Source organism: Ralstonia sp. Ralssp135 (assembly GCF_047304345.1).
Taxonomy (GTDB): domain Bacteria; phylum Pseudomonadota; class Gammaproteobacteria; order Burkholderiales; family Burkholderiaceae; genus Ralstonia; species Ralstonia chuxiongensis.
Genome location: NZ_JBGLYZ010000004.1, coordinates 199355 through 220039, shown reverse-complemented (window position 1 = coordinate 220039; position 20685 = coordinate 199355). Strand labels below are relative to the sequence as shown.

At 63.1% G+C, this 20685-nt stretch carries 20 protein-coding genes; 10 read left to right on the top strand and 10 right to left on the bottom strand.

What is annotated here, in order from left to right; all coding sequences use genetic code 11:
• Nucleotides 1-71: 71 nt before the first annotated feature.
• The 6 genes from ACCD03_RS05740 to ACCD03_RS05715 all read right to left on the bottom strand — a co-directional run bounded on the left by ACCD03_RS05740 (nt 72) and on the right by ACCD03_RS05715 (nt 4950).
• Nucleotides 72-821, bottom strand: coding sequence for an amino acid ABC transporter ATP-binding protein (locus tag ACCD03_RS05740; protein WP_325651875.1), 750 nt, complete (start codon nt 819-821; stop codon nt 72-74).
• Entirely contained in the window at nt 818-1510 is a 693-nt protein-coding gene (locus tag ACCD03_RS05735; RefSeq protein ID WP_316670915.1) for an amino acid ABC transporter permease, read from the bottom strand. Before ACCD03_RS05735 ends, ACCD03_RS05740 begins: the two co-directional genes overlap by 4 nt.
• Before the next feature lie 2 nt (nt 1511-1512).
• Nucleotides 1513-2208: an amino acid ABC transporter permease gene (locus ACCD03_RS05730; protein WP_045206031.1), complete on the bottom strand. Its 696-nt coding sequence runs from the start codon at nt 2206-2208 to the stop codon at nt 1513-1515.
• Between the two features lie 48 nt (nt 2209-2256).
• A complete protein-coding gene (locus ACCD03_RS05725; protein ID WP_045206032.1) occupies nt 2257-3102 on the bottom strand; it encodes an ABC transporter substrate-binding protein in 846 nt (281 codons plus the stop codon).
• Nucleotides 3103-3489: 387 nt separating this feature from the next.
• A complete protein-coding gene (locus tag ACCD03_RS05720; RefSeq protein WP_325651872.1) occupies nt 3490-4068 on the bottom strand; it encodes a hypothetical protein in 579 nt (192 codons plus the stop codon).
• A gap of 90 nt (nt 4069-4158) precedes the next feature.
• Complete coding sequence (locus tag ACCD03_RS05715) at nt 4159-4950, bottom strand: IclR family transcriptional regulator (RefSeq protein ID WP_325651870.1); 792 nt, start codon at nt 4948-4950, stop codon at nt 4159-4161.
• Nucleotides 4951-5274: 324 nt separating this feature from the next.
• On the opposite strand from ACCD03_RS05715, the gene ACCD03_RS05710 reads away from it, so the two are divergent.
• The 6 genes from ACCD03_RS05710 to pcaC all read left to right on the top strand — a co-directional run bounded on the left by ACCD03_RS05710 (nt 5275) and on the right by pcaC (nt 10553).
• Nucleotides 5275-5964: a 3-oxoacid CoA-transferase subunit A gene (locus ACCD03_RS05710; protein WP_045206255.1), complete on the top strand. Its 690-nt coding sequence runs from the start codon at nt 5275-5277 to the stop codon at nt 5962-5964.
• Between the two features lie 106 nt (nt 5965-6070).
• Nucleotides 6071-6733: a CoA transferase subunit B gene (locus ACCD03_RS05705; RefSeq protein WP_004631136.1), complete on the top strand. Its 663-nt coding sequence runs from the start codon at nt 6071-6073 to the stop codon at nt 6731-6733.
• Between the two features lie 22 nt (nt 6734-6755).
• Nucleotides 6756-7958 carry a 3-oxoadipyl-CoA thiolase gene (pcaF, locus tag ACCD03_RS05700; protein WP_325651868.1) on the top strand — a complete coding sequence of 401 codons (1203 nt, stop codon included), beginning with the start codon at nt 6756-6758 and terminating at the stop codon, nt 7956-7958.
• 7 nt (nt 7959-7965) lie between these two features.
• Nucleotides 7966-9327: a 3-carboxy-cis,cis-muconate cycloisomerase gene (locus ACCD03_RS05695; protein WP_325651867.1), complete on the top strand. Its 1362-nt coding sequence runs from the start codon at nt 7966-7968 to the stop codon at nt 9325-9327.
• Between the two features lie 22 nt (nt 9328-9349).
• Nucleotides 9350-10162: a 3-oxoadipate enol-lactonase gene (gene pcaD / locus ACCD03_RS05690; RefSeq protein WP_325651865.1), complete on the top strand. Its 813-nt coding sequence runs from the start codon at nt 9350-9352 to the stop codon at nt 10160-10162.
• A complete protein-coding gene (pcaC, locus tag ACCD03_RS05685) occupies nt 10155-10553 on the top strand; it encodes a 4-carboxymuconolactone decarboxylase (RefSeq protein WP_316670898.1) in 399 nt (132 codons plus the stop codon). Before pcaD ends, pcaC begins: the two co-directional genes overlap by 8 nt.
• Nucleotides 10554-10652: 99 nt before the next feature.
• On the opposite strand, the gene ACCD03_RS05680 is transcribed toward pcaC, so the two are convergent.
• The gene (locus ACCD03_RS05680; protein WP_325651861.1) at nt 10653-11630 is read right to left on the bottom strand and encodes a LysR family transcriptional regulator; all 978 of its coding nucleotides are present in this window, start codon (nt 11628-11630) and stop codon (nt 10653-10655) included.
• Nucleotides 11631-11750: 120 nt separating this feature from the next.
• Between ACCD03_RS05680 and pobA the strand changes: the two genes are divergently transcribed.
• Nucleotides 11751-12977: a 4-hydroxybenzoate 3-monooxygenase gene (pobA, locus tag ACCD03_RS05675; protein WP_325651859.1), complete on the top strand. Its 1227-nt coding sequence runs from the start codon at nt 11751-11753 to the stop codon at nt 12975-12977.
• Here the strand turns inward: pobA and ACCD03_RS05670 are convergent.
• Entirely contained in the window at nt 12955-14061 is a 1107-nt protein-coding gene (locus tag ACCD03_RS05670) for an endo alpha-1,4 polygalactosaminidase (RefSeq protein ID WP_325651857.1), read from the bottom strand. The genes pobA and ACCD03_RS05670 overlap by 23 nt on opposite strands.
• 311 nt (nt 14062-14372) lie before the next feature.
• On the opposite strand from ACCD03_RS05670, the gene ACCD03_RS05665 reads away from it, so the two are divergent.
• The 3 genes from ACCD03_RS05665 (at nt 14373) to ACCD03_RS05655 (ending at nt 16700) form a co-directional block, all read left to right on the top strand.
• A complete protein-coding gene (locus ACCD03_RS05665) occupies nt 14373-14666 on the top strand; it encodes a hypothetical protein (protein WP_004631110.1) in 294 nt (97 codons plus the stop codon).
• Nucleotides 14667-15013: 347 nt separating this feature from the next.
• Nucleotides 15014-15232, top strand: a complete 219-nt coding sequence (gene infA, locus ACCD03_RS05660; protein WP_004631109.1) for a translation initiation factor IF-1 — start codon at nt 15014-15016, stop codon at nt 15230-15232.
• A gap of 472 nt (nt 15233-15704) precedes the next feature.
• Entirely contained in the window at nt 15705-16700 is a 996-nt protein-coding gene (locus ACCD03_RS05655; RefSeq protein ID WP_253538058.1) for a hypothetical protein, read from the top strand.
• A 129-nt stretch (nt 16701-16829) separates the two neighbouring features.
• On the opposite strand, the gene galU is transcribed toward ACCD03_RS05655, so the two are convergent.
• Together galU and ACCD03_RS05645 are read right to left on the bottom strand one after the other, a co-directional pair.
• Nucleotides 16830-17702 (bottom strand): UTP--glucose-1-phosphate uridylyltransferase GalU, encoded by an 873-nt coding sequence (galU, locus tag ACCD03_RS05650; protein WP_325651853.1) that lies wholly within the window; start codon nt 17700-17702, stop codon nt 16830-16832.
• 33 nt (nt 17703-17735) lie between these two features.
• Nucleotides 17736-20612, bottom strand: a complete 2877-nt coding sequence (locus ACCD03_RS05645; protein ID WP_413411047.1) for a valine--tRNA ligase — start codon at nt 20610-20612, stop codon at nt 17736-17738.
• Nucleotides 20613-20685: the final 73 nt, after the last annotated feature.

The window sequence follows — 20685 nt, the reverse complement described above, 5'->3', positions numbered from 1 at the left end:
TTATTGAATGGCCTTGTCGTTCGGATGTGCGTACAGCTCCTTCATGCCGGCCGTCATCTGGTAGTTCAGGTTCAGGCGGGTTCGCTCCACGGTGAGCGGATGTCGGCCAGGAAGCGCTGCGCGCGCGGGTGTTGCGGGCGCTGGAAGAAGTCTTCCGGCGTGGCGCGCTCCAGCACCTGGCCTTGGTCCATGAACAGAACGCGGTCTGCCACCTCGCGTGCGAAACCCATCTCGTGCGTGACGCAGACCATGGTCATGCCGTCGCGGGCGAGGTCCTTCATCACCAGCAACACCTCGTTCACCATCTCCGGGTCCAGCGCGGAGGTCGGCTCGTCGAACAGCATGACGGGCGGTTTCATGGCCAGGGCACGCGCAATGGCCACGCGCTGCTGCTGGCCGCCCGACAGCTCGCCGGGGTAGGCGCCGGCCTTGTGCGGCAGCCCCACGCGTTCGAGCAGGCTCATCGCAAAGTCCTTCGCTTCCTGCGGCAGCATGCGCTTGAGCTGCACCGGCGCGAGCGTGCAGTTCTGCATGACCGTCAGGTGCGGAAACAGGTTGAACTGCTGGAACACGAAGCCGATGCCGCTGCGCAGCAGGTTGACGTCCACGCCGGGCGCATGCACCTCGTGTCCGTTCACGACGATGCGGCCTTTCTGAATGGCTTCGAGCCGGTTCAACGTGCGGATGAGCGTCGACTTGCCCGAGCCCGACGGCCCGCACACGACCACCACTTCGCCCTTGGCAACGGTTTCATTGATGTCGACCAGCGCGTGGTAATCGCCGTACCACTTGTCGACGTGTTCGATCGTGATCATGTTCATGGTTTGGTCGGGGCGCTAGCTGCAAGGCGGCGCTCAAGGTAGAACGCCACGCGCGTCAGGCTGAAGCACATGATGAAGTAGCTGATGCCGAGCAGGCCGTACACCTCGGCGGACTTGACCATCACAGCGGTGCTGATCTGCCCCGCCACGAACGACACCTCGGGCAGGCTGATGATGTAGCCGAGCGAGGTTTCCTTGATGGTCGAGACAAGCTGGTTGACGAGCGACGGCAGCATGTTGCGCAGCGCCTGCGGCAGGATCACCCGCCGCATTGCCTGCATGTACGACAGACCGAGCGAGCGGGCGCTCTCCATTTGCCCGCGCGGCAGCGCCTGGATGCCCGCGCGCACGATCTCCGCCAGATACGCACCGTCGAAAATCACCAGCGCGGTCAGCATGGTGCTGAACTGATCCGTGCGCTGGCCGGTGATGGAGGGCAGCAGAAAATACGCCCAGAAGATCACCATCAGCAGCGGCGTGCCGCGCACCACGTAGACGAGCGCGGTGGCCGGCCAGCGCAGCGCGGCGATCGGGCTCACGCGGCACAGGCCCAGGATGATGCCCATCGGCAGCGCCAGCACGAGGCCGGCGGATGCCAGCAGGAACGTCAGCGCCAGCCCGCCCAGCGGCCCGTTCGGGTACTGGCCGATCAGGTAATAGATACCGTAGGTTTGAATGAGATCGAGCATGGCTACAGCGTCCGCACGGGGTAGCGATGCTGATACCAGGCAGAGAACACCGTGATCGCAATCGAGATGGTCAGATAGGCCGCGGTGGCAAACGCAAACGCCTCAAAGCCGCGGAAGGTGGCGGACTCCACCTGCTGCGCCTGGTACATCAGCTCGGCCACGCCGATGACCATGGCGATGCTCGAGTTCTTCCACAGGTTCAACGTTTGGCTGACCAGCGGCGGTACCGTCACGCGCAGCGATTGCGGCAGCACCACCAGGCGCATGGCCTGCAGGAACGAGAGTCCGAGCGCGCGGCTGGCCTCAAGCTGTTCCTTCGGGATCGAACGGATGCCGCTGCGGATGTCTTCCGCCATATACGCGGCTGTGTAGAGCACGAGCGCAATGACGGCGCTGGCGGCCTCGTAGTTCATGCTGTAGAGCCAGTCCCGGATGAACTCCGGCAGGATCTGCGGCGCGCCGAAATACCAGAACAGCATGTGGGCGAGCAGCGGCACGTTGCGGATGGCTTCGACGAAGGTCTGGCCGATGCCGCGCAGCGGCGCGGCGGGCGCTAGGCGCAGCAGCGCCACGACGATGGCAAGCGGCAGCGCTAGCACGAAGGCCAGTACAGAGAGCTTGATCGACAGGAAAAAACCGCTGACGAGCCATTGGTGATACTGCCCCGAGAGCAGCATCGACAAATCAAAATGGGGCATGGAGATTCACCGCCCAGAACGGCGTCTGGGCGGCCCGACCTTTAACGATTAATCGATCTTGTCGGTAGAAATCTTGAAGGTGCGCTGCGGGAAGGCCATCTTTGTATTCGGGCCGAACCACTTGTCGAACAGCTTCTGCGCCTCGCCGCTCTTTTCCATGCCGAGCAGCACGTCGTCGACCTGCTTCTTGAAGGCCGGCTCGCCCTTGCGGATGCCCAGTGCGAGGTGTTCGGTCGACAGGTTTTGCGGCAGGAGCGCGTAGTCCTTGGCTGCCGGACCCATCTTGGCCATGTTGCCGATCAGCGTGGTTTCGTCGTTCACGTAGGCGACGCCCTTGCCTTGTTGCAGGGCCAGCAGCGCCTGCGGGCTGTTGTCGAACGAGACCACATCGGCGTTCTTGATGGTCTTGGCAATGTTGGCTTCCATGGTCGAACCCTTGACCGTCAGGAGCTTCTTGCCATCAAGCTGGGCGAGCGACGTGATGCCGCTGCTCTTCTTCACCATGGCCTTCTGGCCGGTGATGAACGTCGACACCGAGAAGTCGATCTGTGCCTCGCGCTCCTTGTTGTGCGTGAGCGAGGCGGCCAGCAGGTCCACGCGGCCTTGCTGCAGTTCGGGCAAGCGTGCGGCTACGGCCAGTTGCTTGAGCACGGGCTTGACGCCCAGGCTCTTGGCGATGGCGTCGCACATGTCGACGTCATAGCCGACGATCTCGCGGCTCATCGGGTCTTTCAGGAAGCTGAACGGCTCGTCGGTGCCGAGCACGCCGCAGACAAGTTCGCCTTTCTTCTTGATGTCGGAAATTTGATCAGCGTGTGCGGTGGTGGCGATCAGGGTTGCCGCAGCCAGAATGGCTGCACCCGCAAATTGCGTCAGACGTCGGTTTGTTTTCATCGGATTTCCTCCTTGACGACTTGGGTGGTGAACTGTGTGCGAAACGAGATCAGATCGGGGATCGCCCGCGAGCATACCGGCGTATGCGCGATTTGCATGCGCGCACTTCGGATAACCATATGACTGCGAGCATGCCCGCGCCAGGCCCGCGCGGAACGCCCAACTATAGTCCATGCCGACGCGGCAGAGATGGCGGATGGCAAGCAGGGCGGGGTGCAATGCACAGGCGGGTGTTGGGGTTGCCGGGTTGCGCGCGTGCAGCCCGGTAAGGCTGGCGCAGCAAGGCAGGGGCCCGGCAGATGTTGGATCAAATGAGACTTTGTCTGCCATTAATGACATGGCAGCCGACCGCGCTCCATCAGGGGATTCCCGGGGCAGAGCGTGGGTTTAGAGCGCGCCGCAGATCGATTCGTTGATGGGCACGTCGCCCACGGTCTCGTGATCGTTACCGCGATAGCGGTAGACCAGGCTCAGCCCCAGGCGCGTGAGAATGCGCACGTCGCCGTTGTTGCAGATGTTCTTCTGCAGGATCGGCACGAAATTCAGCCGAAAGCCTTGCGATGCGGCCGAGTGCGCCGCGTAGTTGGTCAGCGTGATGACGAAGATGAGGTTCTTCTTCTGGGCCAGCGAGCATTGCGCCAGCGAGGTTTCGCGGTCGAGCGGGACGGGGGTGAAGCGGTTGATTTCGGCGCAAGCCTGGGCAAGGGCACGGTCTGCATTGCGGGCGGGGCCCGTGAGGGCCGGCACGCCGGCGGCAGCCGTGCTGCGACCCGTGGCGGCGCCCACCAGCATGCGGGCCAGCGGCGTCAATTCCTGCATGGCCGTCGCCAGCGTGGTCGATTGGGCCCACACAGGGCTGGACAGCAACGGCAGGGCAAGCGCCAGGATGCACGAAGCATGCGCCCGGCGTTGGCGGCCTTTCACATCCAGACCGGTGTGAATGGCGGTGTGTTGAGTCACAGACATCCTCTTTGCCCACGGAGCCACAATTTTATTGAAAAAACTGTCGGGATGCGAGGCGCGCAGCGCATTGGGCGCTGCTGCCTTTAACTCAGGTCAGGTTCGTACCCGCACCATGGCAGAAATACGCTCGGCCGCCTGCTGCAGCGGACCGAGAAACTGCTTCGTCATCTGTTTGCCGGAAGTCCGGTTGGCCTGCCCGCTGATATTCATGGCGGCGATGATATCCCCTGCGCGATTGCGGATCGGCGCCGACAGCGAAATCAGCCCTTCTTCAAGCTCCTGGTCGACCAGCGCCCAACCCTGTTGGCGCACGCCGGCAATGACCCCCTTCAAGGCGTCGACATCTGTGATGGTGCGCTGCGTGCGTGTGCGCCGGTCCGACTCGCGCAGTGCAATGTCGAGCTGATCCTCGGGCAGGCCCGACAGCAATACGCGGCCCATCGACGTACAGAACGCGGGCAGGCGGCTGCCGACCGACAGGTTCAGCGCGATGATCTTTTGCGTGGGCACGCGCAAAACGTAGACGATCTCCGTCCCATCCAATACCGAGGCTGAGCAACTCTCGTGCACCGTCTGCACGAGTTCTTCCATCACCGGCTCGGCCAGGTTCCAGAACGGCATCGAGGTGAGGTAGGCGAACCCGAGATCAAGAATCTTGGGTGTGAGGCGGAAGAGGCGACCTTCAAAGCTGACATAACCCAGGCTGACCAGCGTGAGGAGGATGCGTCGGGCGCCGGCGCGGGTTAGGCCCGTGGCCTCGGCGACTTCGGAGAGCGTTTGCTCGGGGCGTTCGGCATTGAACGCGCGAATGACCGACAGCCCTCGTGCAAAGGACTGGACATAGGAATCGCTGGGTTTTTCGGTGGGCAGTTCGGCAGCAGACATGCAAAGAAAGACAAAAGCGGTGCAGTGGCCTCAAGACTACTGGCATTGCCCCGGTTTCGCTACTCGAACGTCTGATCGGCATGCGTACGCCTTGACACGCTCGGGAGGGGAGGCGTAGATTAGTTCTTGGATCGAACGTGAGTTCGTATATCGAACAAATGAGGGAAAGCAAGCGTGGGCCGGACAGCAAAGGCCTGTGTCGATCCAATCGTCAAACAGGAGACTCGCACGCCGCCCGTTGCGGCTCGGCCATGTCCGGCCCCCGCGATGCTCCGAACCGCGCCAGCCATCGAGAATGTGTGGCGCCCTTGCCGGAGAATGCACGTGATCAACAAGCTTTGTCCGTCTGTGGAGGCCGCCCTGGCCGATATCCCGGACGGTGCCACCATCATGATTGGCGGGTTCGGTACTGCCGGTATGCCATCGGAACTCATCGACGGGCTCATCGCGCATGGCGCGCGTGAGCTGACCATCATCAACAACAACGCCGGCAATGGCGAGACGGGCCTGGCCGCGCTGCTCAAGGCGCGTCGCGTGCGCAAGATCGTCTGCTCGTTCCCCCGCCAAGCCGATTCGTATGTGTTCGATGCGCTGTATCGCGCCGGCGAGATCGAGCTGGAACTGGTGCCGCAAGGCAACCTGGCCGAGCGTATCCGCGCCGCAGGTGCCGGCATTGGCGGCTTCTTCTGCCCGACCGCTTATGGCACGCAATTGGCCGAAGGCAAGGAAACGCGCATCATCGACGGCAAGCCGTACGTGTTCGAGTTGCCGCTGACCGCCGACTACGCCCTCATCAAGGCCCTGCGTGCAGACCGCTGGGGCAACCTCGTTTATCGCAAGACGGCGCGCAACTTCGGGCCGGTGATGGCAATGGCGGCCAAGTGCACCATCGCGCAGGTCAGCGAGACGGTGGAGCTTGGCGAGCTGGACCCGGAGCACATCGTCACGCCGGGCATTTTTGTGAAGCGCGTCGTGCAACTCGGCAGCGCTGCGCAAGCCAAGGAGGCCGCATGAGCAGCAAGCAGGGGCCCCGCATGGCGGGGATGCGCGCGTCCGCGAATGCAGGCCGTCGCCGACACTACCAAGACAAGATGAACGCTATTCGTCAGGAGGCGACCGCATGAGCGCCGAAACCACCGCCAAGATTCAACGCTGGACGCGCGATCAAATCGCTACGCGTGTGGCGCGTGACATTCCCGATGGCTCGGTCGTCAACCTGGGCATCGGCTTGCCGACGCTGGTGGCCAATCAGTTGCCGGCCGACCGCGAAATCATCCTGCACACCGAAAACGGCCTGCTAGGCATGGGCCCTGCACCCGCGCCCGGGCAAGAAGACGAAGACCTAATCAACGCCGGCAAGCAGCCCGTCACCATCAAGCCCGGTGCATCGTTCTTCCATCACGCCGATTCGTTTGCCATGATGCGTGGCGGCCATCTCGACTATTGCGTGCTTGGCGCCTTTCAGGTGTCAGCCACGGGCGACTTGGCCAATTGGCACACCGGTGCACCCGATGCAATCCCTGCCGTGGGCGGCGCGATGGATCTGGCCATCGGTGCCAAGCGCGTCTTCGTCATGATGGAGCACCAGACCAAGCAGGGCGAAAGCAAGATCGTTCCGTCGTGCACGTATCCGCTGACGGGCATCGGCTGTGTCGATACCATCTACACCGACCTCGCGGTGATCGACATCACGCCCGAGGGGCTGGTGGTGCGTGAGATGGCCGACGGCCTCGATTTCGATACGCTGCAGACGATGACGGCCGCGCCGTTGCGTCGTGCCTAGAACTATTGGAGACAGAACAATCATGACCGAAGCCTTTATCTGCGACGCCATCCGGACCCCCATCGGCCGATACGGCGGCAGCCTGTCTGCCGTGCGCGCGGATGACCTTGGCGCGGTGCCGCTCAAGGCGCTGATGGCGCGCAACCCGCAGGTCGACTGGTCGGCCATCGACGACGTGATCTTCGGCTGCGCCAACCAGGCGGGCGAAGACAATCGCAACGTGGCGCGCATGTCGTCGTTGCTGGCCGGGTTGCCGGACAGCGTGCCGGGCTCGACCATCAACCGCCTGTGCGGCTCGGGCATGGACGCTACCGGCACCGCTGCGCGCGCCATCCGCTCGGGTGAAACGGCGCTGATGATCGCGGGCGGCGTGGAGAGCATGAGCCGCGCGCCTTTCGTGATGGGCAAGGCCGCGAGCGCCTTCTCGCGCGATGCCGCCATCTACGACACCACCATCGGCTGGCGCTTCATCAACCCGTTGATGAAGGCGCAGTATGGTGTCGACTCGATGCCCGAAACCGCCGAGAACGTCGCCACCGACTACAAGATCAACCGCGAAGACCAGGACCGCTTCGCGCTGCGCAGCCAGGCCAGCGCCGCGCGTGCGCAGGAAGACGGCACGCTCGCACAGGAAATTACTCCCGTAACGATCCCACAGAAGAAAGGCGATGCCATCGTGGTGGACCGGGATGAGCATCCCCGCGCGACCAGCATGGAAGCACTTGCCAAGCTCAAGGGCGTGGTGCGTCCGGACGGCACCGTGACCGCCGGCAATGCTTCGGGCGTGAACGATGGCGCCTGCGCGCTGCTCCTCGCCAATGAAGACGCCGCCAAGCGCTTTGGCCTGACCCCGCGTGCGCGCATCGTCGGCATGGCGACCGCTGGCGTGCCGCCGCGCGTGATGGGCATTGGCCCGGCACCGGCGTCGCAGAAGCTGCTCAAGCAGCTGGGCCTGACGATTGATCAGATGGACGTGATCGAGCTGAACGAGGCGTTTGCTGCGCAGGGCTTGGCAGTGACGCGCCAACTGGGCCTGCGTGATGACGATCCGCGCGTCAATCCGAATGGCGGCGCCATCGCGCTGGGCCACCCGCTCGGTATGAGCGGCGCGCGCCTGGTGACGACGGCGATGTATCAGCTGCAACGCACGGGCGGACGCTATGCACTGTGCACGATGTGCATCGGCGTGGGGCAGGGCATTGCGCTGGTGATCGAACGCGTTTGATACGGCCATGACCAGCGGACTGCTCGATCGCGCATTCTCCACACCGGCCATGTTGGCGGTGTGGTCCGATGCGGCCACGGTGCGCGCGATGCTCAATGTGGAGGCGGCGCTTGCCCAGGCCGAGGGCGCGGTTGGCGTGATTCCGGCGCAAGCTGTGGCGCCGATTCGCGCGGTGTGCGCCAACGTCACGTTGGACTTGGACGCGTTGGGCAACGCCGCTGCCAGCGCGGGCAACCTGGCAATTCCGCTGGTCAAGCAACTGACTGCCGCCGTCGCGCAGCACGATGAAAACGCCGCGCGCTACGTGCATTGGGGCGCGACCAGCCAGGACATCATCGATACCGGTCTGATGCTGCAGTGGCGGCAATCGGCGGAGTTGATCGAAGCGGATTTGCAGAAGCTGGCGGACGCGCTGGCCGCACTGGCGCAACGTCATCGCAATACACCGATGGTGGCACGCACGTGGTTGCAGCAAGCCCTGCCAACCACGTTCGGGCGCAAGGTTGCGGGCTGGCTGGAAGCGGTGCATCGGGCGCAGGATCGCTTTGCCGCGTTGCGCGCGCATGTGCCCGCGCTGCAGTTTGGCGGGGCGGCAGGCACGCTTGCCAGCCTGGGCGAACACGCACGTGCCGTCGTTCAAACACTGGCGCAGGAGCTTGACTTGCCGTTGCCAGCGCTGTCGTGGCACGGCGAGCAAGATCGAATCGCCGATATTGGCACGACGCTCGCGCTGCTGACCGGCACGCTGGGCCACTTCGCGCGCGATCTCTCGCTGATGATGCAGACAGAGGTCGGCGAGGTTGCCGAGCCGTCCGGTGCGGCCAAAGGCGGATCTTCCACCATGCCGCATAAGCGCAACCCGGTCGGTTGCGCGACTGTGCTGGCTGCGGCCACGCGCATGCCGGGGTTGGCAAGCACGCTGCTGTCTGCGCTGCCGCAGGAGCACGAACGCGCGCTCGGCGGCTGGCAGGCGCAATGGGCGACGTTGCGCGAGATGGCCTGCCTCGCGGCCGGCGCGCTCGATCGCATGCGCGAGATTGTTGAAGGTTTGCATGTTGACGCCGCTCGAATGCGCGCGAATCTCGACCTCACGCACGGCCTGATCCTCGGTGAAGCCGTGATGCTGGCGCTCGGTGCAGATATTGGTCGCCTGCGAGCGCACCATGTGGTCGAAGCGGCCTGCCGCAAAGCCGTACAAGAGAGCAAAACGCTGCATGACGTGCTGGCCCAAGACGCCGACGTCCTGCGCATCTGGGGCACCGCCACGCCGCAACGGCTGAGCGCGCTGCTCGATCCCACCCATTACCTTGGCGATGCGGGTGCCGCTGTCGACCGCGTGCTCGCGGAACACGCTCGCCGCCACCCCTGAACACGCATTCCACGGAGACACCATGCCCTGGCTTGAACACGACAACGTCCGCCTGTATCACGAATTCGATGATGGGCCCGCCACGGGTAAGCCGGTGCTGGTGCTGTCGAACTCGCTAGGCACCAACCTGGGCATGTGGGAGCCGCAGCTCGAAGCGCTGCGTCAGCACTTCCGCCTGTTGCGCTATGACCAGCGTGGCCACGGCAAGTCGAGCGTGCCCGACGCGCCTTTCGGTGTCGCACAGCTTGGTGGGGATGTGCTTGCGTTGCTCGACCAGTACAACATTGAGCTTGCGCTGTTCTGCGGCCTGTCGATGGGCGGCTTGACTGGCCTGTGGCTGGCCGCGTATCACGGCGAGCGCTTCCCGCGCATGGTGGTGACGAACACCGCCGCGCTGATCGGCACGCAGCAAAGCTGGAACACCCGCATCGCGCAGGTCGAACAGGGCGGTATGGCTAGCATTACGGAAACCGTGCTGGAGCGCTGGTTCACGCAGGGCTACCGCGATGCCAACGCAAGCCGCGTCGACATCGTCAAGGCGATGTTGCTGTCGACGCCGGACGCGGGCTACAACGGCAACTGCGGCGCGATTCGCGATGCGGATTTACGCGCGCAGCTGCCGGACATCCGCGTGCCGACGCTGGTGATCGGCGGCACGTACGATATCTCCACGCCCGCCGCGCAGACCAAACTCATTGCAGGCGGCGTGCCCGGTGCGCAATACATCGAACTCTCCGCTGGCCACCTCGCCAACTGGGAGCAGGCTGACGGCTACACCGAAGCGCTGGTCAGCTTCTTGACGACGGGCGTTGCGCGCGAGGTCTCCCATGGATGATCGTGAACGCTACGTTGCGGGCATGGAAGTGCGGCGCGCTGTGCTGGGCGATGCCCACGTCGATCGTGCCAACGCCGCGCAGACCGAGTTGACCGCACCGTTCCAGGATCTCATCACGCGCTATGCCTGGGGTGAAATCTGGACACGCCCCGGTTTGCCGCGCCACACGCGCAGTCTCCTGACGATCGCCATGATGGTCGCCCTCGGCCGCGACGGTGAGTTGCGTCTGCATCTGCGTGCCGCTGCCAACAACGGCGTCACGCGCGACGAGATTCAGGAAACGCTGCTGCAGACCGCCATCTACTGTGGCGTGCCGGCGGCCAACCATGCGTTCCATCTGGCGCAGACGGTATTTGCGGAGATGGACGCGGAGGCCGCTTCCAAGACGTAGACGCAGAATCCTCCGTCTCGGGTAGGCGCCACGCAACACACCGGGAAAATGGCTGCCGACGCCGCCTGCGCGTGATTGTGAACATCCGGGGCAGGTCGATTACTTCGTGTTCTTGCGTTTGGCGGGCCGATGGCCGGGCTCGCGCCATTCATCCGCCTCGTCGTTGAACAGCGACGACACCAGCGCGCGGAACCATTGGTTGCGCGTGTCGTTATGGAATTTGCGATGCCAGTGCTGCTTGAGATCGAAGCTCGGCAGCTCTAGGGGCGGCTCCATCACGCAGATGTTGGCGTGCGATTGCATGAACGACATGCCCACCGCGTGTGGCACAGTCGCAATCAAGTCCGTGCGCGCCAGGATGAACGGAATGCTCATGAAATGCGGTGTCAGCAGCGCCGGCTTACGTCGGATGCGCTTGCGTTCCAGAAACCGCTCGTACAGTTCCTGACTGCGCCCCTCCGCGCGCACCACGGCGTGCCCGTATTCCAGGAACTGCGTCATCGACAGCTTTGTGTTGCCGCCGCGCGTGACGGGATGATCGGCGCGCACGATGCATGTGAAATAGTGCGTAAACAGCCGCTGCTGGAAGAAGTTGTTCTTCTTCAAGTCAGGGAAGTAACCCACAGCCAGGTCGAGCGAACCGGTCTCTAGCGCGCGCTCGATCTGCGCCGGCGGCAGCGATACAGACTGCACCGACGCCCGCGGCGCCTGCCGCGCCATCGCCTCGACAATGCGCGGCAAAAACACCATCTCGCCCACGTCTGACAACGAGATCGAGAACGTGTGCGTGGTCGTGGCCGGATCGAACGCGCCGGTTTCCAGAATGCCCTGCTGCACACGCGCCAGCACATCGCGCGCGGCAGGGATGAGCGCCAGCGCTCGCGGCGTCGGCTCCATGCCACGCGACGTGCGTACGAACAGCGGGTCGTCAAATGCAGCACGCAGCTTTCCCAGCGCGGTGCTTACGCCAGGCTGGCTCATGCCAAGCTGTTGCGCGGCCATGCTCACGCTGCGCGCGTCGTACAGCGCCAGCAGGATCGGCAACAGATTCAGGTCAAAGTCGGGCAGGGTCGACATGGCAAACGTACTATCTGAATTAGCGATAAAGTTTATCGTCAATATTGCATTGTGCGATATCAAGGCACAGGCCAACAATGGTTGCCAGAACGATTCCAAACACCTCTGGAGACAACCACCATGCGCACCCAGGTCGCCATCATCGGCGCGGGCCCGGCAGGCCTTCTGCTCGGGCAGCTTCTGCACCGCAACGGCATCGACGCCGTCATCCTCGAAACCAAGAGCCGCGCTTACGTTGAGGAGCGCATCCGCGCCGGCGTGCTGGAGCAAGGCACGGTTGACGTGCTCAACGAAGCGGGTGTGGGTGAGCGGATGCGCCGCGAAGGGCTGGTGCACCACGGCATCGATCTGCTATTTGGTGGCAAGCGCCATCGCATTGACCTGACGGCGATGTCGGGCGGCCGCTCGATCACCGTGTATGGACAGCACGAGGTGGTCAAGGATCTGATTGCAGCGCGCGTGGAGCAGGGCGCACCGCTGCTGTTCGATGTGAGCGATGTGTCGGTACACGACATCGAGTCGGCCACGCCTTCGGTGCAGTTCGTCCACGACGGCGTGCCGCAGACATTGCAATGCGATTACATCGCCGGATGTGATGGCTTTCACGGCATCTGCCGGCAAGCGATTCCGGCGCAGCGGCAAGCGGTGTTCGAGCGCGTGTATCCGTTTGCCTGGCTTGGCATCCTGGCGGAAGCCGAGCCGGCGGCGGAAGAGCTGATCTACGCGAGCCACGACCGCGGCTTTGCGCTGTTCAGCATGCGCTCACCCAAGATCACGCGGCTTTACCTGCAATGCAAGCCCGATGAAAACCTGGCCGAATGGTCCGATGCGCGCATCTGGGATGAACTCCACACGCGACTGGAGAACAACGACGGCTGGCGCCTGAAGGAAGGCCCGATCCTACAGAAGAGCGTCACGCCGATGCGCAGCTTTGTCTGCGAGACGATGCAGTACGGCCGCCTGTTCCTGGCGGGGGACGCCGCGCACATCGTGCCGCCCACCGGCGCGAAGGGGATGAACCTGGCTGTGGCTGACGTTCGCGTGCTGGCTCAGGCGCTCACCGCGCGCTACAAGCAGGACGACACCGACCAGCTTGCAAGCTACTCCGAACGCTGCCTGCAACGCGTCTGGCGCGCCGAGCATTTCTCGTGGTGGATGACGTCGATGCTGCATCGCTTTGACGACCACACGCCGTTCATGCAAAAGCTGCAGCGCGCCGAGCTGGACTACGTGACCAGCTCACCGGCCGGCGCCCGCGTGCTGGCCGAAAACTACGTCGGCCTGCCGTTTGCCGATGCGCCGGTCGGTGCGTCGTTGAGCGTAGTCAGTAATTCCAGGGCGGCGTAGTCGTCGGCTTGGACAGCGCAATGCGGGAGACCAGCGGGCGGAAACCTTGCCCGCGCGAAGCCGTGTAGACCTTCTGCGCGTTGGCCGTCTTCAACGCGTAGTCGATCGTGAAGACGGGCACGTTGCCGGCACAGTATTTCTGGAGTTGGTTAATCGTCCATTGCGTGTCATCTGCACTGGCGGCCTTGTCGCCGCCGGAGGCGCTGCCCCACGCGGCACCAGCACTGCCGCCGAACCACGTGTCTTCCTGCGAGATGCCGTCGATTGTTGCCAGCAAGGTTGATCCACCGCCGTCGTCGATCAACGAGGGTGCGTTTTGCTGGATCACCGCGAACTGCGGATTGATGGCGCGGCCCGCTGCACGGATTTTGGCGATGAAATCCACCATGGCCTGCGCCGGGTCGACGCCAGCCGCCTGGGCCGCGTCCGCCACCGAAGGCTCGGCGTACGCCTCGACCCAATCCAGATAAACGCCATCGAACCCTTCGCGCGCCAGTTGCGCGACGGCGCCGTTCGGCCCGAGCCAGAGCGCTTGCCAGCGCGGATCCCAGAACGCGACGGGGTAGTCGCCGGCCCAGCCATCGGGGTCGGCCTTGATGATGAAGTCGGGCGTGCCGGGGCCGTCAGCGGTGGGCGCCTTCCAGTTCGACCCCCAATAGGTGCGGAAGTCTTCGGCCTCGCCAATGTCGATGTACGCGAGCACCTTGCGCGCGGAGCCGTCGGGCTTGGTGTGCAGGCGCGCCACCATGTCGACGGTGTTGAAGTTCTCCAGCCCTTTGACGGTGTTGTTGGCCTCGATTACCAGCATGTCGTACGGCTGCGCATCCAGCGCATCGATCTGCGCGCTGGTGGTCATGCCTTGCAACTGATACATCCACGTCTGCACGCCTGCCAGCGGCGAGGTGCCGTTGACTCCGCAAGCGGGCGTGGTGGCCGTGGCAGTACTAGCCACCTTTTTCGACGCTGTCGCGGTATTGGAAGCAGCGCCGGCTTGCGGGCTCAATGACGAACCACCGTCGCCGCCGCCACAGGCAGACAGCATTAGCCCGGCACATGCCAGGGCAATTGGAGAGATCAGGCGCATTGTCACTCTTGAGAGGATTGGGAGGCAGTGCCGTGCTCAGAGCGTGCGTATCCGTTTGAATGCCCCGGCAGGCACCAATCAATCCAAGCTAGCACAATCGGATCGCCCCGCCCCGTGCGGCCGGGGCGGGGCGTTCTGAAACTTCTTTAGACCAGCGTTCGTCGTCGCTTCGGACCTCTTTGCCATGGCCGATTGGTCTGCACCTGCTGTGCCGTGCCCGAAGTCAAACGTTGCCGTCGCTTTCATCGCCATGCAAAACGCACGGGTGTATAGTCAGACAGCACTCGACGTTCAAGAAGGGGGCATTTCAGATGGACACTTCGCCGGCGGGCCAATACAAAGGCTTCGACATTTATCCGTTGGCTTTCCAACATGAACGCACGGCACGCTGGCCTGAGGCCAGGGAGGATCGCAGCTACAACGCTGCCGTGATGATCTGTAGGGCGGGGGAGTCGCCCGAACCCGGGCAGACGCAGGTCTTCCGCCTCTCAGGGGATCGACAATTCAGCAATGTGGGTGCTGCGCGCATTGCAGCGCTGCGCTTTGCTGAGAGCATCATCGATGGCGACGTGCCTGAACTGTCGCTTCCTGCCGACGGCGCCTGAACCCGCAGAAGCTCCCCGTGGTAGAATAGAAAGCGAATCCGGCTCGCCTCCGCGCCAATCATGGCCGGTAGCAGCTGAGTCCAGCACCGGGGAATACCCCGCGCCGAGTCGGGCGGCGCGCTTCTGCGACCGCCACCCATCCTCGCTCTCGCTTGCACGAAACGGCGCGCGCCATTGGCGGGCGCGATTTGTGTTTCGTGCAACTCGGTACCCCCCAAGCCCGCTGTCCGGGCAGATGATCGCGGCGTACCGCTGCATGCTCCTCAAGGCATGTGGCGTGGTTCGGGTGGGTCATCACATCATTGCAACCATCGGCGCAGCCGCGTGCTGCATACAAAGGAACGAGTTTGGCCAAGGAAGAACTGATTGAATTTGAAGGGGTGGTGTCTGAAGCACTACCCGACAATCGTTTTCGCGTGCAGTTGGAAAACGGCGTGGAAATCTGGGCTTACGCATCGGGCAAGATGCAGAAGCACCGTATCCGCATTCTCGCGGGCGACCGCGTGAAGCTGGAGATGTCGCCGTACGACCTCACGAAGGGTCGCATCAACTACCGGCACAAGTAAAAACGGCTGTGCCGCCAAGACGTCCACCCCGTGGGCGTTTCGAAGAACCGCGTGTCTGCCCGACCCGCGGTTTTTTTATTATTGCTGCGTAAGCAGCGTTAAATTTCGTTGATCTCCCGACAACATCCGGTATCATGCCGCTTGGCTGCCAACGGGGGGAACGCAGTTGGTAGCCAACTGAAGTGCAGGGCTTGTCACATTTTTCAAGCCGCGTGCTGCCCTCGGGCGAGCTCGCGCCAGCTGTACCAGTCCACTCAATAAGCGCACGGCCGTTGATCGATCCATCGACTCAGCAGGACCTCTAATCGCGCATCCATTCGCCGACCGGGGCGTCATCTGACGCTCGCACCCGTTCGGTGTTCAGTGTGTCAAAGGAGTCACACCACATCGGGATACCGCACAGGTAGGACGGCGCTTGTCCATCGCAGTACTGGGCGTAACGTTTTTGCGTCCGAGGGAATAGAAAATCACAATGTTGGAAACCAAGAAAGCAGCACAGAGGGCGGCGCGCATGAGCCTGCGCGCTTTGGTGGGTCTGGCGGCGGCAACAACGCTGACAGGTCTGGGAATACAAAATGCCTCGGCGCAGGCCACGCGCCCGAAGGCACCCATCTACGGCGTCACGCTTGATGACGTCAGCAAAATCAATGCGATCGTGGCGTCGCTCACGCACCTGCCGTACAAGCCGACCGTGCGCGTGGTCTTCGACCCGGGTACATCGGCAGCCGACTATTACGCACCGCTGGTCAAGCTTCATCAAGTTGCCTACGTGATGGGCGAAGTGATGGATTCGTACTATTTCCCGGTCGACTCGACCACTTACAGCGCACGCACCAACGAGTTGGTGAGCACGCTGAAGAATGTCGTGGACGTATGGGAAATCGCCAATGAAATCAATGGCGAATGGTTGCGTGCCAATCCGAGCGGTCCGACCGCGACGGCAACGTCGCAGGAACAGCAGATCGGTCAGATGGTCGGCAATGCCTACGACATCGTGAAGGGTGCGGGTGGCCTGGTGTCGGTGACGATGTACTACAACGACGATGGCAAGGGCACCAACTGCTACGAACTGTCGATGGACTCATGGCGTACCTGGGCGACCAATTTCCTGCCGTCCCGTGTGCTCCAAGGTGCGGACTACGCACTGTTCAGCTACTACCCGTACCAGGACTGCCCGGGTTTGAATCCGTCGTGGGCAAACGATTTCAAGTTGCTTGAAAGCATCTTCCCGGCCGCGAAGGTGGGCTTTGGTGAAATCGGTACGTCCAGTACGTCGGCGCCGCTGTCGGTGCAGCAGAACTTGATCAAGTCGTACTACCCCATGGGTACCACCTCGATGGCAGCGGATCCGCGGTTCATTGGGGGTTACTTCTGGTGGAACTACGTTGAGCAGATGCTGCCGTACAGCACCAGTTCGTATTGGAGCTTGCTGAACAACACCATCAAACCGCTGACGGCGCCGCAATAAGAAGGGCTGCAGCCTCTCCTCGCAAAAGGGTGGAACTCCGCGCCGGACGGACGGGACACGATCCGGCAACAAAAAACCCGCGTCAGCTCACGCTGCGCGGGTTTTTTCCATGGCGACGCGCCTATTGGCTCAGCCGCGCGCAGCCAGATAGGCTCGGAAGTCGGCAGCGACTTCCTTGTGCTTGAGCGCCAGTTCTACCGTTGCCTTCAGGTAGCCCAACTTGCTGCCGCAGTCGTAGCGCACGCCTTTGTAGCGATAGGCGAGCACCTGCTCGGCGCACAGCAACGACTGGATAGCGTCCGTCAGTTGCAGTTCTCCGCCCGCGCCCGGTTTGAGGTTGCGGATGTGTTCAAAAATGCGCGGCGTGAGGATGTAGCGGCCGACCACGCCCAGGTTGGACGGCGCGTTTTCCGGCGCCGGCTTTTCGACGATGCCCGACATCTTGATCACGCTGCCGTCTTCTTCCCACGGCCGGCCATCGACCACGCCGTACGAACGGCTCTGCTCGCGGTCAATTTCTTCCACGCCAATTACCGAGCAGTTGTAGTGTTCGTACAGGTCGACCATCTGCTTCATGACGGGCGGGTCGCCGTCCAGCAGGTCGTCAGCCAGGATGACGGCGAAAGGCGCATCGCCGACGAGCTTCTCGGCACATTGCACGGCATGGCCCAAGCCCAGCGCTTCAGGCTGGCGCACGTAGAAGCAATCCACATGCGACGGCTTGATCGAGCGTACGACCTCAAGCAGGGCAGTCTTGTGCTTGGCTTCCAGTTCCGCTTCCAGTTCGTACGCCTTGTCGAAGTGATCTTCGATGGCGCGCTTGCTACGGCCCGTGACGAAGATCATCTCGGTGATGCCGGCGGCCATGGCTTCTTCCACGGCGTACTGGATCAGCGGCTTGTCCACGACCGGGAGCATTTCCTTCGGGCTGGCCTTCGTGGCCGGCAGAAAGCGGGTTCCGAGCCCCGCGACGGGGAAAACGGCTTTGGTGACGCGTTGCATCGTGGTTTCCTTGATATCGATTGTTCTGGGCGCTCAGGCAGCTTGCACCGGCAGCCGTGCAATCTGGGCTTCCAGCTTGGCCAGCGTGGCTTTGAAATCCGTCACGCGCTTTTGTTCCTGTTCCACAACGGCGGCCGGCGCGCGGGCGACGAACGATTCGTTGCCGAGCTTGGCTTCGCACTTGGTGATCTCGCCGCGCAGGCGGTCGATTTCCTTCGACAGGCGCGCATGCTCGGCGGCCACATCGATCTCGATTTTCAGCAGCAACTTGTTCTCGCCGACGATGGCGACCGGTGCGCCGGCACCGTCCTGCTCCATGGCGGCCGCATCCGTGTAGACCTTCACTTCAGACAGCTTGCCCAGCGCTTGCACGTAAGGTGCCGCCACCTGCAGGAATTCGGCCTCGCCATTGGCGTACAGCGGCACGCGCTGTGCGGGGGAGATGTTCATCTCACCGCGCAGGTTGCGGCAGGCGTCCACCAGTGTCTTCAACTGCTGCACCCACTGCTCGGCCTGCTCGTCGATCTTGGACAGCGCGGCGCGCGGGTACTCCTGCAGCGCGAGGCTTTCGGTGCCGTCGCCCTTGGCGCGGCCGGCCATTGGTGCAACTTTTTGCCAGAGCTCTTCGGTAATGAACGGAATGATCGGATGGGCCAGGCGCAGCACGGTTTCCAGTACACGCAGCAGCGTGCGGCGCGTAGCGCGCTGCTGAGCCGGCGTGCCGGTCTGGATCTGCACCTTGGCCAGCTCCAGATACCAGTCGCAGTATTCGTCCCAGACGAATTTGTAGATGGCGTTGGCGATGTTGTCGAAGCGATAGTCGGCAAAGCCTTTCTCCACTTCAGTTTCCACGCGTTGCAGCAGCGAGACGATCCAGCGGTCGGCCTGCGAGAAGTGCAGGTAGCCTTCTGGGCCGCAATCACCGACGCATTCCTGCATGCCGCAGTCCTGGCCTTCGGTGTTCATCAGCACGAAGCGCGTGGCGTTCCAGAGCTTGTTGCAGAAGTTGCGATAGCCCTCGCAGCGGCCCGGGTCAAAGTTGATGCTGCGGCCAAGTGTGGCGAGCGAGGCGAACGTAAAGCGCAGCGCGTCGGCACCGAATGCCGGAATGCCTTCGGGGAATTCCTTGCGCGTGCGCTTCTCGACCTTGGGCGCGTCCTTCGGGCGGCGCAGGCCGGTCGTGCGCTTGGCCAGCAGCGGCTCCAGCGCGATACCGTCGATCAGATCCACCGGGTCGAGCGTGTTGCCCTCGGACTTGCTCATCTTCTTGCCTTCCGAATCGCGCACCAAGCCGTGCACGTAGACGGTGTGGAAGGGCACTTCGCCGGTGAAGTGCAAGGTCATCATGACCATGCGCGCCACCCAGAAGAAGATGATGTCGTAGCCCGTGACCAGCACGGTGGACGGCAGGAAGTGCTTCAGTTCTGGCGTATCGGCCGGCCAGCCCAGCGATGAGAACGGCACCAGCGCGGACGAGAACCACGTATCCAGCACGTCGTCGTCACGTGTGAGCGTGCCGGTGTAGCCCTTGGCCGCCGCTTGGGCCTTGGCTTCTTCTTCGGTACGGCCGACGTATACGTTGCCGGCTTCGTCGTACCACGCCGGAATCTGGTGGCCCCACCACAGTTGGCGCGAGATGCACCAATCCTGGATGTTGTTCAGCCACTGGTTGTACGTATTGACCCACTGCTCGGGTACGAGCTTGATCTTGCCGCTCTGCACGGCGTCCAGCGCCACTTCAGCGATGGAGCGGCCCGGGAAGCGCGTGCCTTCCGGCGCCGGTTTGCTCATGGCGACGAACCACTGATCCGTCAGCATCGGCTCGATCACGACGCCGGTACGGTCGCCGCGCGGCACCATCAGCGTGTGCTTTTTGACTTCAGCCAGCAGGCCCTGCGCTTCGAGGTCTTCGACCATCTTCTTGCGCGCGTCAAACCGATCCATGCCTGCGTACGCGGCCGGAGCATCGGCAACGATCTTCGCGTCGAGCGTCAGGATCGACAACTGCGGCAGCTTGTGGCGCTGGCCCACGGCGTAGTCGTTGAAGTCGTGGCCCGGGGTGACCTTGACCACGCCGGTGCCGAATTCGCGGTCGACATATTCGTCTGCAATCACCGGGATCTTGCGATCGGTCAGAGGAAGGTGAACGAACTTGCCGATGAGGTGGGCGTAGCGCTCATCCTCGGGGTGCACCATCACGGCCGTGTCGCCGAGCATCGTCTCGGGGCGGGTGGTGGCAACCGTCAGGTGGGTCAGTCCGCGCACAGCGTCCGGTTCGGCCAGCGGATAGCGGATGTGCCACAGCGAGCCTTCTTCCTCTTCGCTCACCACTTCCAGGTCGGATACGGCAGTGCCGAGCACCGGGTCCCAGTTGACCAGGCGCTTGCCGCGGTAGATCAGGCCCTGCTCATACAGACGCACGAAGACGTCGCTGACCGCGCGCGACATCTTCGGGTCCATCGTGAAATATTCGCGCTCCCAGTCGATCGAAGCACCCATGCGGCGCACCTGGCGCGTGATGGTCGAGCCCGATTGCTCCTTCCATTCCCACACCTTCTCGACGAACTTCTCGCGGCCCATGTCATGGCGCGACACGCCTTGGGCATCCAGCTGGCGCTCGACGACGATCTGCGTGGCAATGCCAGCGTGGTCGGTGCCCGGTACCCACAGCGTATTGGCGCCGGCCATGCGCGCGTGGCGCGTCAGGCCATCCATGATGGTCTGGTTGAACGCGTGGCCCATGTGCAGCGTGCCCGTCACGTTCGGCGGCGGAAGCTGGATACAGAAGTCGGGCTTGCCGGCTTCGAGCGTCGCGCGGGAGACGCCCATCGCTTCCCAAGCCGCGCTCCACTTCTGCTCGATGGTGGCGGGTTCGAAACTCTTGGCGAGGGACTGGTTTTGATCGGTCATGCTGACAGGGCGCGCAATCGGCGTAAAAAGACGTTTGGCCCAGGAAAATGGCGGGCGAAAGCTTGGAATTATA